The following is a 14904-nucleotide window of genomic DNA, read 5'->3' on the forward strand; positions in this document are numbered from 1 at the left end:
GGTCAGGCACCGAGGGCGCCGTCCGGGCCGCGGTGGGTCACCGCGGAGGTCTTCAGGCCGAAGCCCTCGGGCACGTCACCGGCGTCGTGGTACTGCTCGACGATCTTGTTGTCGCCGTCGACGAAGACGACGTTGGGCTCGAAGGTGCGCGCCTCCTCGTCGTCCATCGCGGCGTAGGCGATGATGATGACGAGGTCGCCGGGCGAGACGAGCCGGGCGGCCGCGCCGTTGATGCACACGATGCCGCTGCCGCGCTCGCCCTCGATCGCATAGGTCGTCAGGCGGTTGCCGTTGTCGATGTCGACGACGTCGACCTGCTGGCCCGGCAACATGCCGGCGGCGTCCATGAGGTCCATGTCGATGGTCAGCGACCCGACGTAGTGCAGGTCGGCCTGGGTGACCGTGGCGCGGTGGATCTTGCTGTGGAGCATGAAGCGCTGCACGCGAGTGTCCTTATGTCATGAGGCGAGGTGAGCGTCCCCCAGTCTCGCAGAATCCGCCTCGTGCCCATGGCGCGGTGCGCGCAGGCTCACTCGGCGAAGGTCTCGCGCGCACCTCCCCCGGGCCCCAGGAGCACCGGGATGTTGTCGATGAGCCGGGTCGTGCCGACCCTGGCCGCGACGGCGAGCAGGGCCTCGCCCTGGTACCACTCGGGCACGTCCTCGAGCGTCGTCGGGTGGACGAGGACGAGGTAGTCGACGAGGGCGAGCGGCTCCTCGATGAGCACCTCGCGGGCGGCCCGCCGGATCGCCGAGGGGCCCTCGACGGCGCGAGCGGCGCCGGCACGCAGCGCGCGGGAGAGCGCGAGCGCGGTCTCCCGGTCGCTCGGCGAGAGATAGGTGTTGCGGCTGCTCATCGCCAGGCCGTCCTCCTCGCGGACGGTCGGCACGGCGACGACGCTGCCGGGGAAGTCGATGTCGCGGACCATCCGCTTGATGAGCAGCAGCTGCTGGGCGTCCTTCTGGCCGTAGTAGAAGAGGTCACCGCGGGTGAGGTGCATGAGCTTGGCGACGACGGTCAGCATGCCGTCGAAGTGCCCCGGGCGGGACTGCCCCTCGAGGACGTCGCCGAGCGGTCCCGCCGAGATGCGCACGCCCGGGTCCCCGTCGGGGTAGATGACGTCGGGCGTCGGCGCGAAGACGAGGTCGACGCCCTCGCGGGTGCAGATCGCCAGGTCGGAGTCGAAGGTGCGCGGGTAGCGCGAGAGGTCCTCCTTGGGCCCGAACTGCAGCGGGTTGAGGAAGATCGTGACGACGACGTGCCGCGCCCGCTCGCGGGCGGTGCGGATGAGTCGCGCGTGCCCCTCGTGGAGGGCGCCCATGGTCATGACGACGGCGACGTCGCCGTCGGTGAGGGCGGCCCGGGCCGGTGCGAGCTCATCGCGGGTGCGGGCGACGACGGGGGCGGTGGTCATCGGGTCTCCTCGTCGAGGGTGGTCAGGATCGTGGCGGCGTCGTCCCCGCGGAGTCGGCCGCTGCGCTGCGCACGAAGGGCGGTGGCCCGGGCCTGCGCGCGGTAGGCGGTGGCGACGTCCTCCGGCAGGTCGGCGAGCTCCGCGAGGTGCGCGGCCACGGTACCGGCATCACCGCGGGCGACCGGTCCGGTGAGGGCGGCGTCACCCGACGACAGCGCATTGTCGAGGCTTGCCTGCAGGAGCGGGCGCAAGACGCGGTCCGCGGGGTCGATCCCGGCCGAGCGCAGCACCTCCATGGCCTGGGCGACGAGGGTGACGAGGTGGTTGCTGCCGTGCGCGAGAGCGGCGTGGTAGCGGCCGCGGGCCTCCTCGGGCACCCACACCGGCTCGCCGCCCATCTCGACGACGAGCGCCTCGGCGACCGGTCGCAGCGCCTCCGGCGTCGTGATGCCGAAGCAGCACTCGGCCAGCCGGGCCAGGTCGAGGCTGGTCCCGGTGAAGGTCATCGCGGGATGGATCGCCATCGGCAGCAGCGCGTCGGCGACCGGCGCGAAGGGAGCCAGACCGTGCCGGCCCGAGGTGTGGGCCACGAGCTGCCCCGGCACCCAGGTCCCGGTCGAGTGCAGGCCGGCGACGAGGTCGGTCAGGGCGTCGTCGGGGACGGCGAGCAGCACGAGCTGCGCGGACTGCACCACCTCGGGGACCGGCCGCACGGGCACGCCCGGCAGCAGGGCCTCGGCCCGCTCCCGGGAGTCGTCGGAGACCGCCGAGATCGCGACGACCTCGTGGCCGGCGGCGCGCAGCGCAGCCCCGAGCACGGCGCCGACGCGACCGGCTCCGACGACGCCGACCCGCAGGGTCGGCCGGGCAGGGGCTGGCGGTCGTCCGCCGCTCGGGTCTGGCTCGCTCACGGCCACGACGCTACCCGCGGACGCATCCCCCCTTCGCCCTTGCCTAGTGTCGTGCGGGTGGAGCGGACGTGGGAGCAGGCATGGCACGAGGCCCTGTACGGCGAAGGGGGGTTCTACCGGCGGCCGGAGGGACCGGCCGGCCACTTCGCGACGTCCGCGCAGGGCGGAGCCGCCGAGCTGCTCGCCGGTGCCCTGCTCGAGCTGGCCCGAAGGGAGTCGCTCACCACGATCGTCGACGTCGCCTGCGGCCGCGGCGAGCTGCTCGAAGCCCTTGCCGAACAGGCCGATCCGTCGATCCGCCTCGTGGGCACCGACGTCGTGGACCGGCCGGCAGACCTCGCCCAGCGGGTCGAGTGGGTCCGCTCCCCCGGCGGCCGCCACCTGCCGGACCTCGGCAGCCCCACGGGTGCCCTCGTCCTCGCCCACGAGTGGCTCGACGTCGTGCCCTGCCCGGTGGCCGAGGTCGACGACGACGGCACGCTGCGCGAGGTGCACGTCGGGCCGAGCGGCGCCGAGCGTCTCGGTCCGCCGCTCGGGGGCGCCGACCTCGAGTGGGCCGACACGTGGTGGCCCGCGCCCCGCGAGCCCGGCGACCGCGTCGAGGTGGGCCGCACGCGCGACTCCGCCTTCGCCGGACTCGTCGAGCTTGTGCACTCCGGCCTCGTCGTCGCTGTCGACTACGGGCACACCCGCGACGCCCGACCACCCGCCGGCTCGCTCGTCGGCTACGTCGACGGCGCGGTCTGCGCGCCCGTGCCGGACCGTCAGTGCGACCTGACCGCCCACGTGGCGATGGACTCCCTTCGCCCCGACCGGCTGGTCACCCAGCGGGAGGCACTGCGCGAGCTGGGTCTCGACGGCGCGCGACCACCGCTCGACCTGGCCCGCAGCGACCCGGCCGGCTACCTGGCGGCCCTCGCCCGCGCGTCGCAGGCGAGCGCGCTGACGTCAGGGGGTCCCGGAGGGTTCCTGTGGGCGCTGCGACGGGTCGGGTGACGCGCCGTCCGTGGACGTGGACGACGAGGACTTCGGCGTGCCGTCCGGTGGCGGGGTGAGCACGTCGGCGAGGACCTCGGCCATGAGCGGCTGGGCCCGCGCCGAGGGGTGCAGCCCGTCGAGGAAGTAGCTCGACTCCGGGTCCGCCGCGGGCAGGACGGGCGAGAGGTCGATGAAGCTCACGCCCTCGTGCCGGGTACCGCGAGGACCAACTCCTGCATCAGGCACTACGCCACTGCTCCGTACCCCGGGCACGACCACGGGCCGCGAAGACCAGGCCCTGGCCTAGGCACTACGCCACTGCTCCGTACTCCGGGGCGGGGGCCGCGGCTCACGGTACGGAGCAACGGCATAGCGCACCGCAGCACTCCCCGCCCCAGTCCCCGCCCCGGGCCGGCCCACGGTACGGAGCAACGGCGTAGGGCACCCGGCACACCCCAGCGCCAGCCCCCGCCTCGCCCGCGCGTCGCAGGCGAGCGCGCTGACGTCAGGGGGTCCCGGAGGGTTCCTGTGGGCGCTGCGACGGGTCGGGTGACGCGCCGTCCGTGGACGTGGACGACGAGGACTTCGGCGTGCCGTCCGGTGGCGGGGTGAGCACGTCGGCGAGGACCTCGGCCATGAGCGGCTGGGCCCGCGCCGAGGGGTGCAGCCCGTCGAGGAAGTAGCTCGACTCCGGGTCCGCCGCGGGCAGGACGGGCGAGAGGTCGATGAAGCTCACGCCCTCGTGCCGGGTGCGCCCCCGCATCACCGACAGGTAGTCGTCCCAGTCGGCCTGACCGGCCACCGGGTCCGGCGGGAACCACCCGACGACGAGGATCGGGCCCTCGTAGCCCATCGCGCGGCTCTGCCGGATGATCCCGTCGAGGCTCTCGCCGAACTGCCGCGCGGAGTGCCCGGCCCGCTGGTCGTTGAACCCGAGCGGCACGAGGAGCAGGTCGGGGTCCAGCGACAGCGCGTCGCGCAGGTAGGCCGGGGTCTGCGCGATCGTCGAGGCCCGCACGCCGGCCCGCGACGAGTCGAGCACGTGCACGCACCGGTCGCGGTCGCCGCGATAGGGCATGAGGTCGGTGATGACGGCCCGACGCCCCGTGCGGCGCGGCTGGTCATTGACGACGGTGACCGTGTGCGTGCCCGGACCGAGGTCGCCCGAGGACCAGGTACGTCGCTCGGCTCCCCCGTCGGCGTCGGTCGGCACGGCGAGACCCTCGAGCGGGATCTCGCCGTCGATGCGCACCTGGAAGGGCCCACCGCTGAAGCGGGTGCGGTAGCCGATGTCCACCGACTCCGCCTCGACCCGCCACGAGACGCTCGCGCCCGGCTCGAGCCCGACGCCCCGGCCGCCGGGGCCCAGCGTCGGGGTCAGGGTCGCGCGGCCCCGCACCACGGGGTCGGGCAGCGTGCCGGCGCGATAGGTCGCGGGCACGAGCGAGGTGGTCCCGTGCCAGCCGCCCGGGCCGGTCGGGCAGTCCGCGGTGCCCGAGCGCTGGCGCAGCTTCGCCTGGAGCCGATCGACCCAGCGACGCTCGAGATCGGTGCTCATGCCAGCGCCCTCGCTCACGGAGTCGCCGAGGACCACGATGTCGGCCGCGTCGTCACCGTCTCCCTTGACCGCCTCGAACCACGGGTCGAGCACCGCCGTGCCCTCGACCGCGGCCGTCCCCTCGGCGCGGTAGGGCGCCTCGTCGGTGCAGGCGCCGAGGGTCGCCGCAGCGAGCGCGAGGACGGTCAGCCCCGCGCCCAGGCGTCGCGCTCGTCGGGACATCGGCACCCGCCCATGGTGCCAAAACCGCACGGCATCACCGCACCTGACGCATACTGGCGGGCATGACGAGCACCCCGGGCACCTCCGGCACCCGGACCCTCGACGTCGGGGTCGGCGACGGGTCGCTCGCCAGTGCCGACATGGTGCTCAACATCGGCCCCCAGCACCCGGCCACCCACGGGGTGCTGCGGCTGCGGGTCGCCCTCGACGGCGAGCGCATCATCTCCGCCGACCCGGTCGTCGGCTACATGCACCGCGGCGCCGAAAAGCTCTTCGAGGTGCGCGACTACCGCCAGATCACCGTCCTGGCCAACCGGCACGACTGGCTCTCCGCCTTCGGCAACGAGCTCGGCGTCGTCCTCGGCGTCGAGGCGATGCTCGGCATGGAGGTCCCCGAGCGCGCGACGTGGACCCGGACCCTCCTCGCCGAGCTCAACCGCGTGCTCAACCACCTGATGTTCCTCGGCTCCTACCCGCTCGAGCTCGGGGCGATGACGCCGATCTTCTACTCCTTCCGCGAGCGCGAGGAGATCCAGGCGGTCATGGAGGAGATCTCCGGCGGCCGGATGCACTTCATGTTCAACCGCGTCGGCGGTCTCAAGGAAGACCTGCCCGCCGGGTGGCTCGACCGCGTCGCCGCCGCCGTCGCGGCCGTGCGCGCCCGCATGCCGCAGCTCGAGGCGATGCTCGTCGGCAACGAGATCCTCGAGGCCCGCACCCGCGGTATCGGGGTGCTCCCCCCTTCGCTCGCCGAGGCCTACGGCGTCTCCGGGCCGATCGCCCGGGCCAGCGGCGTCGACATCGACCTGCGACGCGATGCTCCCTACCTCGCCTACGGCGAGCTCTTCGGCGACGGCGGGCCCGGTCGGGTCGTCACGCGGACCGCCGGCGACTCGCTCGCCCGCCTCGAGGTCCTGCTCGAGCAGACCCACGTCAGCCTCGACCTCGCCGACGCCTGCGTCGAGCGGCTCCGGTCGCTGCCCCGCGGACCCATCAACCAGCGCCTGCCCAAGGTGCTCAAGGTGCCCGAGGGCGAGCGCTACACCGCCACCGAAAATCCGCTGGGGCTCAACGGCTACCACCTCGTCTCCCGCGGGGAGAAGACCCCGTGGCGGCTCAAGCTGCGCTCGGCCTCCTTCAACAACGTCCAGGTGCTCGCCGAGCTGCTCCCGGGCTGCCTCGTCGCCGACATGGTCTCGGTGCTCGGCTCGATGTTCTTCGTCGTCGGCGACGTCGACAAGTAGCCCCGCCGCGGGCGATGCGGCGCCGTCCGCGCCCGGAACGTGACCCCACCCACACCCCTCCCCACTCCGGTGGCACCCATTGCTACCCGCGGGTAGGTTGCCGGGACGACCGCGCCCCCGGTCTCGGGGGCGTGACCACCGAAGATGGGGAACTCCATGACCAACTTCACCACCCGCGCCTCCGCGGGCGCCGCCCTCGTCACCGGGCTCGGCCTGATGGGGGTCGCCACCGCGGCGCCCGCCTCGGCGGAGGTCACCGGCAGCCTCGAGTACACCTGCGAGGAGGTCGGGCAGAACATCCAGTTCACCGACCCGTGGACCGTCGACCTGACCCTCGACGTGCCGGAGGCCGTCGAGCAGGGCGAGACGATCCCGGCCGGCGCCATCACCGCCACGGTGACCCCCGGCGCCGACGCCACCCAGACCATGCAGGGCCTCGGCGTGACGACGCTCGAGGGCACCGCCGAGACGACCTACACGTTCGGCGAAGTGGGTCAGGCCCGTGACGTGGCCCTGACCGTCCCGAAGACGGATGTGCCGGCGAGCGGCACGGTCTCCGTCGAGGCCTCCGGCCAGAGCACCGAGGAGACCGCTCCCGCCGAGGACGTCAACGTGCCGATCACGGCCGGCGACTTCACCGCGCAGCTGGCGAACCAGGACGGGTTCATCTTCCAGATCGAGTGCACCGCACCGGCCGACTCGACGGTCGGCACGGTGGCCGTCGGCGACGCCGAGCCGCCCGCCGAGGAGCCCGAGCCGCCCGCTGAGGAGCCCGAGGCACCGGCCGCGGAGCCCGAGGCACCGGCCGCGGAGCCTGGTGACGACACCGGGAGTGATGACGGCGCTGGTTCCGGCGGCGACACCGGAGCCGACGACGGCAGCGGTGCAGGTGAGGTCCCGGCGGAGACCGGCGCTCCGGAGATCCCCGGCATCGTGCAGACCGACGGCCTCGCGCAATCAGCGACGAGCCCGACCTCGATCGCTCTCGGCGGGCTGCTCCTCGCCGGGGCCGGCGCGGCGACGGTCGTCGTCGCCCGCCGCCGCACGCAGAGCTGACCGGCTCGACCAGCCCCACCACCGAGGCGCCCCGGGACCCCGGGGCGCCTCGGCGTCTCTCCCCCGTGCGTCGCCGGACACCGCTGGCCGGAGTGAGGCCCGGATCACGTGACCGGCAGGTAATAAAAGTCTGTGAACGGGTTGTGAGCCCTCACAGGGACCGGTAAGTTGCCCCGAGAAGGCGCCTACGGGCGCGTCCAGATCTAGGGGAGATAATCCATGGCCAAGCGCCTGACCACCCGCCTGTCCGCAGGTGCCGCACTCGTCACGGGACTGGGAATGGTGGGCATCGCCGCCTCGATCCCGGCCCAGGCTGCGACGACGATGACCTACTCCTGCAGCACGCCGCTCGGCCCGCAGGAACTCGCCATCGCGCTCGACACCGACGCCCCCGAGTCCATCGACGTGGGCACCCCCACCGAGGTCACGGCCAGCGGCTCGGTGACGCTCAACCCCAACATCTCCAATGCCATGGCCGGCGCCCTGCAGTGGGAAGAGGTCAGCGCCTCCATCCCCGATGTCGAGGCCACGCTGAGCAATGGCACCGACTCGGCGCCCTTCACCTCTGACCTGAGCATCCCGCGCACCCAGATCTTCGACGCCGACGGTGGCGGCTGGACCCAGCCGACGGGCGCCGAGCCCATCCTTCCGGTCACCGGTGAGCCGATCGCCGTGACCCCGGAGGTTGCCGGCACCTACACGATCTCGGCTCCCGACACCTTCGACGTCACCTTCAACGGCTTCAACGCCGCGGGTGAGCCGGGCACCATGAGCCCGATCGCCTCGACGTGCACCTACGTCTCCGGCAGCAAGGTCATCGACACCGTGACCGTGGCCGACGCCCCCACGTCGACGACCACGACGGAGCCGACCTCGACGACCACGTCCGAGCCGACCTCGACCTCCACCACGACGTCCGAGCCGACCACGACGTCCGAGCCGACCTCGACCTCCACCACGACGTCCGAGCCGACCTCGACGACCACGTCCGAGCCGACCTCGACGACCACGTCCGAGCCGTCCGCCACCTCCACGACGTCGGCGCCCTCGTCCACCTCGTCCTCCACGACGGCGGCCCCCGAGGTCAACGACTGGTTCATCGAGCCCGACAGCCTCCCGATCACCGAGGACGGCAAGAGCTTCACGGTCGAGGGCACCGCTGACCAGGCCGGCGTCGTCAGCGTCGTCCTGCTCGACGGTGACAAGAAGGTCCTGCGCACCATCACGTGGAACGTCACCGAGGGCTCCAACACCCGCGACTTCCCCTTCGCCGAGGGCACCGACTACGTGCGCCTGGTCTCCGAGGACTGCGTCGACGCCAACGGCAACGACGGCTCGACCGCCGGCGGCTGCAACGTCGAGTACTACGCCCCGTGGGTCAACCCCGACTCCGACGATGACGACAACGCCGGTGACGACGACGGTGAGGGCTCCGGCTCCGCCGGCCCCGAGACCCCGGGCGTCGTCCAGACCGACGGCTTCACCCGCGTCGAGGAGCCGGCCGGCACCAACTCCGCCGCGCTCCTGCTCGGTGGGGCTCTCCTCGCCGGCGCCGGCGCCGGCACGCTCGTCCTGGCGCGTCGCCGCCAGAGCGCCCAGCACTGAGGCACCATCACTGACCTGAGTCAGTGACAGACGGCACGGGCCGTCGGGTCGGGATCCACTTCCCACCCGGCGGCCCGTACCGTTGTCCCCAGGGGGAACTCCGTGTGCCCCCCGGACGTTGACCTCGACAGCCGACACATGACATGGGAGGACCGTGTGACGACTCCGCCGACGCGACGACAGAAGTGGCGCGAGCGCAAGCAGTACCGGCGCACGACGTGGCTCATCGCCGCCGCCGTGGCGCTCTTCATCGGGGGTGGCGCAGCCGCTGGTGCCTGGTGGACGCAACGCGACGACGATCCGTCCGCGCTGCCGGTCGGCACCTATGTCCCGCCGAGCGAGATCACCGAGCCCTCACGCCAGCCGGAGAGCTCGTCCTCGACGAGCCAGCGCTCGAGCTCCTCGTCCTCCTCGTCGAGCCCCTCCTCCGCAGCACAGCGCAGCGACGCCTCACCCTCGAGCGAGCAGGGCTCTGTGGAGGCGCCGGCCGGCAGCCCCACACGCGTGCAGGTTCGCTCCGGCGGTCGCGACATCGTCGACGCCAGCCTCGAGGCGACGCTGCTCGACTCCGAAAAGGTGCTGGCTCCCCCCTTCGGCACCGCGGGCTGGTACGCCGAGCCGGGCTGGCCCAAACCGGGCTATCAGGGCGCGAGCATCCTCGTCGGCCACATCAACCACGGCAGCAACCCCGACGTCTTCTGGAACCTGCCCCGAGTCAAGATCGGCGACGTCGTCACCGTCACCTACGGGTCGGGTCGGACCGTGAAGTTCAAGATCACCAAGTCGGAGCCCGCCTCGAAGAAGGGCGTGCCGCAGGACGACTCGATCTGGGACTGGGACAACCCCAACCCTGTGCTGCGCCTGATCACCTGTGACCCGGAGACCCCGATCAACCAGGGCCACTACGAGGGCAACTGGGTCGTGTGGGCCGACCAGATGGTCAGCTGAGCGTCGAGCTCTCCGACTCCTCGTCGTCATCGTCGTCGACGCGGCACCACCGCTGCACGAGCATGCCCGCGCCGATGAGGGCGATCGCCCCGAGCCCGGCCACCGACCACGCCAGCGCGAGCTCACCGCGCCCCGCATAACCGATGTCCGGCGCCAGCGCGAGGGCCTGACCGAGGTAGAGGCCGGCGACGACGGCGCCCGTCATCGCGCTGGCCTGGGCCAGTCGCAGGATCCGCTCGGCGACGATCGGGCCGACGTGGGCGCGACCGTGGCGCATCCGCCACATGCGACGCCCGGTGACGACGACGACGGCCGCCATGCCGAGCAGCAGCACGCCGGTGAACCACCCGACGCGCAGCGGTGCGTGCCCCCCGGAGATCCACCAGCGGCCGAAGCCCCAGCTGAGGACGCCGGCGAGGGCGAGCACTCCCAGGACGGTCGGCAGCCGCAGTCCGCGGTCGAGCATCACAGGTCCTCGATGTCGTCGGTGTCGACCTCGGCGAGCAGGTCGACGACCCGACGGGTCGCTCCCCCGACGCGCAGGACCGCCTCCGGGTCGACGCGCGACCACGGATGCAGGACGAAGCCCCGCGCGTGCGCCCGCGGGTGCGGCAGGGTCAGCTCGGGCGCATCGCTCACGACATCGCTGCCGTCGCGGGGGTCGCCGTACTGCACGAGGTCGAGGTCGAGCGTGCGCGCCCCCCACCGGACCTCGCGGACCCGCCCGTGGCGGGCCTCGACGGCGTGCAGCCGCTCGAGCAGCTCACGAGGCGACAGCGAGGTCGTGGCGACGACCACGGAGTTGGTGTAGCGCGGCTGGTCCGGGCCACCGACCGGCTCCGTCGTGACGAAGGGAGCCCGCCGCACCCCGTGCAGGGCGTCGCCGAGGTCGTCGACGGCGGCCTGCAGCGTGCGGGCGGCGTCGCCGAGGTTGGCGCCCAGGGCGATGACGACCGGCACCTCACGGCGGCGGTGCACGCTCACGCTGACGTCGCCGAAGGGGACCCCGACCGGCGCTGAGGGCTTGTGGACGGTGACGTCGACGGCCCGCACGAGCGGGCGGGCGAGCGCGTCACCGGCGATCTGCTCGGCGAGCGACTCGATGAGGTCGAGCGAGGGGCCCTCGATCCGGGCGACGACGTCGGCGCCGACCTCGGCATAGCTGACCGTGCGCTCGAGGTCGTCGCTCGCGCCGGCCGGCGCGAGGTCGAGGTGCAGCACGACGTCGACGACGAAGTCCTGCCCGTCACGCTTCTCGTCGGCCAGGACGCCGTGGAAGCCTCGGGCGCGCACGCCGAGCAGGCTGATCCGGTCCGTCACTGGTCGCTCCCTGAGGTGCGAGGCCGCCCGCGGCCGAGCCTCGAAGGGATCTCCCCCAGTGCGGCAGCGACATCGATCGCGTCGACCGTCGCGGTGACGTCGTGCACCCGCACGCACCACACGCCGGCGCGGGCGGCGCGGGCGCTCGTGGCAGCAGTGACGACGGCGCGGGCGTCGAGGGGGCGTTCGTCGCCCTCGGCCCGCCCGACCTTGCCGAGGAATCCCTTGCGCGAGGTGCCGAGCAGCACCGGCAGCCCGAGGTCGACGACCTGCTCGAGACCGGCGAGGAGGGCCCAGTTGTGCTCGGCCGTCTTGGCGAAGCCGATGCCCGGGTCGAGGACGAGCTGCTCGCGCTGCGCGCCGGCGGCGAGCAGCACGTCGACCCGCTCGAGGAGCTCGGCGCACACCTCGGCGACGACGTCGTCGTAGTGCGCCCGCGTCTGCATGTCATGGGCGTGACCGCGCCAGTGCATCACGACGAAGGGGGCCCCGCTCTCGGCGACGAGGGCAGGCATCTGCGGGTCGGCGAGTCCGCCGCTCACGTCGTTGATGATCGCGACGCCGGCGGCGAGCGCCGCCCGCGCCACCTCGGCGCGCATCGTGTCGACGGAGACGACGACACCCTCGGCGGCCAGGGCCTCGACGACCGGCACCACGCGGCGCAGCTCCTCGTCGAGGGAGGGTCGGGTGGCACCGGGGCGGGTGGACTCCCCGCCGACGTCGACGACGAGGGCGCCGTCGGCGACGAGCTCACGAGCATGGGCCAGGGCAGCGTCGGTCTCGATCCACCGGCCGCCGTCGCTGAAGGAGTCTGGCGTGACGTTGACGACGCCCATGACGACCGGGCCCGGCCGGTCGGCGGCCGCCGCGAGGTGCGCGAGGACCGGGTGGGTCACCGGGCGGCCCCGGTGAGCAGGGCCATCGCCTCGGCGCGCGTCGTGGCATCGCGCAGCTGGCCGCGCACGGCGGAGGTGATGGTCGTCGCGCCGGGCTTGCGCACCCCACGCATCGCCATGCACAGGTGCTCGGCCTCGACGACGACGATGACACCGCCGACGTCGAGGTGCTCGACGAGGGCGTCGGCGACCTGCGTGGTGAGGCGCTCCTGCACCTGGGGGCGCTTGGCGAAGAGGTCGACGAGCCGCGCGATCTTCGACAGCCCGGTCACCTTGCCGCTGCCGCCGGGCAGGTAGCCCACGTGGGCGACGCCGTGGAAGGGCACGAGGTGGTGCTCGCAGGTCGAGTACAGCGGGATGTCCCGGACGATGACGAGCTCGCCGTGGTCGATGTCGAAGGTCGTCGCCAGCAGCTCGGCGGGGTCCGCGCGCAGCCCGGAGAAGACCTCGGCGTAGGCCCGCGCCACCCGGGCCGGGGTGTCGACGAGCCCGTCACGGTCGGGGTCCTCCCCCACCGCGAGCAGGATCTCGCGGACGGCTGCCTCGATGCGCGGCAGGTCGACGTCGGTCATAACTCAGGCGGGCCCGTCGCCGTCCGCACGATCGGCGGGCGGCGCCTGACGGATCTCGGTGGTCGGGTCCTCGGCGTAGGGGCTCGCGCCCTCCTCGGCCGCCCGGTCGATCGCGTCGGTCACCCGGCTGTCGCCCTCGGCGGCCTCGCCGTGCGCGGCCTGGGGCTCGACGCTCGAGGGGACCGTGACCGGGGCGCCCTGCTCGGCCTCGCGCTTGCGCATGGCCTCCTGCTCCGCAGGGGTGAGGACCGGCGGGATCGTCGAGATCGTGCGGTGCTCGCTGCTCAGCCACGTCGGGCGGACCGGGCGCTTGCGCACGTCGGCGAAGATCTCGGCGAGCTCCTTGGCGTTGAGCGTCTCGTGCTCGAGCAGCTCGAGGACGAGACGGTCGAGGACGTCACGGTTGTCGTTGAGCGCGTGCCAGGCCTCGTCGTGGGCGTCCTCGATGAAGCGACGCACCTCCTCGTCGACGATGCCGGCGATGTTCTCGGAGTAGTCGCGCTGGTGGCCCATGTCGCGGCCGAGGAAGACCTCGCCCTGCGACTGGCCGAGCTTGACCGCACCGATCCGCTCGCTCATGCCGAACTCGGTGACCATCTTGCGGGCCATCGACGTGGCCTTCTCGATGTCGTTGGACGCGCCGGTCGACGGGTCGTGGAAGATGATCTCCTCCGCGACGCGGCCACCGAGCGCGTAGGCGAGCTGGTCGAGGATCTCGTTGCGGGTCGTCGAGTACTTGTCGTCGACGGGCAGCACCATCGTGTAGCCGAGGGCACGTCCACGCGGCAGGATCGTGATCTTGGTGACCGGGTCGGTGTGGTTCATCGCCGCGGCGACGAGCGCGTGCCCGCCCTCGTGGTAGGCGGTGATCTTGCGCTCCTGCGCGCTCATGATCCGGGTGCGCTTCTGCGGACCGGCGATGACCCGGTCGATGGCCTCGTCGAGGATCGCGTCGTCGATGAACTGCTTGTCCGATCGCGCGGTGAGCAGCGCCGCCTCGTTGAGCACGTTGGCCAGGTCGGCACCGGTCATGCCGGGGGTGCGGCGGGCGACGGCCAGCAGGTCGACGCCGGGGGCCATCGGCTTGCCGGCGGCGTGCACCTCGAGGATGCGGTGCCGGCCGAGCATGTCGGGGTTCTCGACGGCGATCTGGCGGTCGAAGCGGCCCGGGCGCAGCAGCGCCGGGTCGAGGATGTCGGGGCGGTTGGTCGCCGCGATGAGGATGACGTTGGTCTTGACGTCGAAGCCGTCCATCTCGACGAGCAGCTGGTTGAGCGTCTGCTCGCGCTCGTCGTGGCCACCGCCGAGGCCTGCACCACGGTGACGACCGACCGCGTCGATCTCGTCGACGAAGATGATCGCCGGCTGGTTGGCCTTGGCCTGCTCGAAGAGGTCACGCACGCGGCTGGCACCGACACCGACGAACATCTCGACGAAGTCCGAGCCGGAGATCGAGTAGAAGGGCACGCCCGCCTCGCCGGCGACGGCGCGCGCGAGCAGCGTCTTGCCGGTACCGGGCTGGCCGTAGAGCAGCACGCCCTTGGGGATCTTGGCGCCGACGGCGAGGAACTTGCCGGAGTCGCGCAGGAACTCGACGATCTCGTGCAGCTCCTCGACCGCCTCGTCGGCACCGGCGACGTCGGCGAAGGTCACCTTGGGGGTGTCCTTGGTCGCGAGCTTGGCCTTGGACTTGCCGAACTGCATGACCTTGGAGCCGCCGCCCTGGGCCTGGCTGATGATGAACCAGAAGAGGCCGACGAGCAGCAGGAGCGGCAGGAGCGAGAGCAGCAGGCTCGACCACACGCTCGGGGTCTCGACGGTGTCGTTCTGCACGCCGTCGACGTTGTCCTCGACGATGTCGAGCATGTGCGAGGCGCGGGCGTCGATGAACTCCGTCTCGACCTTGTCCGCGTCCTTGACCGCCTCGCCGTCGGAGTAGGTCTCGCCGTCCTTGAGGTCGAGCTGCAGGAGGTTGTCGGTCGTGAAGTGGGCCTTCTCAACCTTGCCGTCGGTGACGAGCTTTTCGGCGGCGGAGGTGTCCACCCGCGCGTAGTCCCCGCCACCACGAGTGGTGAACATCAGGACGAAGACTGCGATGAGCAGCAGCGCCCAGAAGGCGGGGGCACGGAAGATCTTCTTGGCGTTCATACGGGTACGGGGGCTTCCCGGACTTCCTGACT

15 protein-coding genes are annotated in these 14904 nt (G+C 72.5%); 5 read left to right on the forward strand and 10 right to left on the reverse strand.

Annotated features, from left to right (window positions below; all coding sequences use genetic code 11):
- Positions 1-2 precede the first annotated feature (2 nt).
- The 3 genes from panD to NYE39_RS07880 form a co-directional block, all read right to left on the reverse strand.
- Positions 3-443 carry an aspartate 1-decarboxylase gene (gene panD, locus NYE39_RS07870; RefSeq protein WP_072625447.1) on the reverse strand — a complete coding sequence of 147 codons (441 nt, stop codon included), beginning with the start codon at positions 441-443 and terminating at the stop codon, positions 3-5.
- Positions 444-529: 86 nt separating this feature from the next.
- Positions 530-1414: a pantoate--beta-alanine ligase gene (panC, locus tag NYE39_RS07875; RefSeq protein ID WP_072625448.1), complete on the reverse strand. Its 885-nt coding sequence runs from the start codon at positions 1412-1414 to the stop codon at positions 530-532.
- Positions 1411-2325 (reverse strand): Rossmann-like and DUF2520 domain-containing protein, encoded by a 915-nt coding sequence (locus NYE39_RS07880; RefSeq protein WP_084452532.1) that lies wholly within the window; start codon positions 2323-2325, stop codon positions 1411-1413. The genes panC and NYE39_RS07880 overlap by 4 nt, the downstream gene beginning before the upstream one ends.
- A 57-nt stretch (positions 2326-2382) precedes the next feature.
- On the opposite strand from NYE39_RS07880, the gene NYE39_RS07885 reads away from it, so the two are divergent.
- Positions 2383-3321, forward strand: a complete 939-nt coding sequence (locus tag NYE39_RS07885) for an SAM-dependent methyltransferase (RefSeq protein WP_341012342.1) — start codon at positions 2383-2385, stop codon at positions 3319-3321.
- On the opposite strand, the gene NYE39_RS07890 is transcribed toward NYE39_RS07885, so the two are convergent.
- Complete coding sequence (locus tag NYE39_RS07890; protein ID WP_341012343.1) at positions 3274-3504, reverse strand: hypothetical protein; 231 nt, start codon at positions 3502-3504, stop codon at positions 3274-3276. The two genes, NYE39_RS07885 and NYE39_RS07890, sit on opposite strands and share 48 nt — an antisense overlap.
- Positions 3505-3808: 304 nt before the next feature.
- Positions 3809-5083: an SGNH/GDSL hydrolase family protein gene (locus tag NYE39_RS07895; RefSeq protein WP_341012344.1), complete on the reverse strand. Its 1275-nt coding sequence runs from the start codon at positions 5081-5083 to the stop codon at positions 3809-3811.
- Between the two features lie 62 nt (positions 5084-5145).
- Between NYE39_RS07895 and NYE39_RS07900 the strand changes: the two genes are divergently transcribed.
- The 4 genes from NYE39_RS07900 (at position 5146) to NYE39_RS07915 (ending at position 9936) form a co-directional block, all read left to right on the forward strand.
- Positions 5146-6327 (forward strand): NADH-quinone oxidoreductase subunit D, encoded by a 1182-nt coding sequence (locus NYE39_RS07900; protein WP_341012345.1) that lies wholly within the window; start codon positions 5146-5148, stop codon positions 6325-6327.
- A 156-nt stretch (positions 6328-6483) separates the two neighbouring features.
- Entirely contained in the window at positions 6484-7383 is a 900-nt protein-coding gene (locus tag NYE39_RS07905; RefSeq protein ID WP_341012346.1) for a DUF6801 domain-containing protein, read from the forward strand.
- Positions 7384-7602: 219 nt separating this feature from the next.
- Positions 7603-8988, forward strand: coding sequence for a DUF6801 domain-containing protein (locus tag NYE39_RS07910; RefSeq protein ID WP_341012347.1), 1386 nt, complete (start codon positions 7603-7605; stop codon positions 8986-8988).
- Positions 8989-9144: 156 nt separating this feature from the next.
- On the forward strand, positions 9145-9936 hold the full coding sequence (locus NYE39_RS07915; protein ID WP_341012348.1) for a class F sortase: 792 nt from the start codon (positions 9145-9147) through the stop codon (positions 9934-9936).
- Here NYE39_RS07915 and NYE39_RS07920 read toward each other — a convergent pair.
- The 5 genes from NYE39_RS07920 to ftsH are packed head-to-tail and all read right to left on the reverse strand — an operon-like array spanning position 9929 to position 14872.
- Positions 9929-10402 carry a DUF3180 domain-containing protein gene (locus NYE39_RS07920; protein ID WP_341012349.1) on the reverse strand — a complete coding sequence of 158 codons (474 nt, stop codon included), beginning with the start codon at positions 10400-10402 and terminating at the stop codon, positions 9929-9931. The two genes, NYE39_RS07915 and NYE39_RS07920, sit on opposite strands and share 8 nt — an antisense overlap.
- Entirely contained in the window at positions 10402-11256 is an 855-nt protein-coding gene (gene folK / locus NYE39_RS07925; RefSeq protein ID WP_341012350.1) for a 2-amino-4-hydroxy-6-hydroxymethyldihydropteridine diphosphokinase, read from the reverse strand. Before folK ends, NYE39_RS07920 begins: the two co-directional genes overlap by 1 nt.
- Positions 11253-12152 carry a dihydropteroate synthase gene (gene folP, locus NYE39_RS07930; RefSeq protein WP_341012351.1) on the reverse strand — a complete coding sequence of 300 codons (900 nt, stop codon included), beginning with the start codon at positions 12150-12152 and terminating at the stop codon, positions 11253-11255. Before folP ends, folK begins: the two co-directional genes overlap by 4 nt.
- Entirely contained in the window at positions 12149-12724 is a 576-nt protein-coding gene (folE, locus tag NYE39_RS07935) for a GTP cyclohydrolase I FolE (protein WP_341012352.1), read from the reverse strand. Before folE ends, folP begins: the two co-directional genes overlap by 4 nt.
- 3 nt (positions 12725-12727) lie before the next feature.
- Positions 12728-14872 (reverse strand): ATP-dependent zinc metalloprotease FtsH, encoded by a 2145-nt coding sequence (gene ftsH / locus NYE39_RS07940; RefSeq protein ID WP_341012353.1) that lies wholly within the window; start codon positions 14870-14872, stop codon positions 12728-12730.
- Positions 14873-14904: the final 32 nt, after the last annotated feature.

This window comes from Janibacter sp. FSL W8-0316, assembly GCF_038004165.1.
GTDB classification, from domain to species: Bacteria; Actinomycetota; Actinomycetes; order Actinomycetales; family Dermatophilaceae; genus Janibacter; species Janibacter indicus.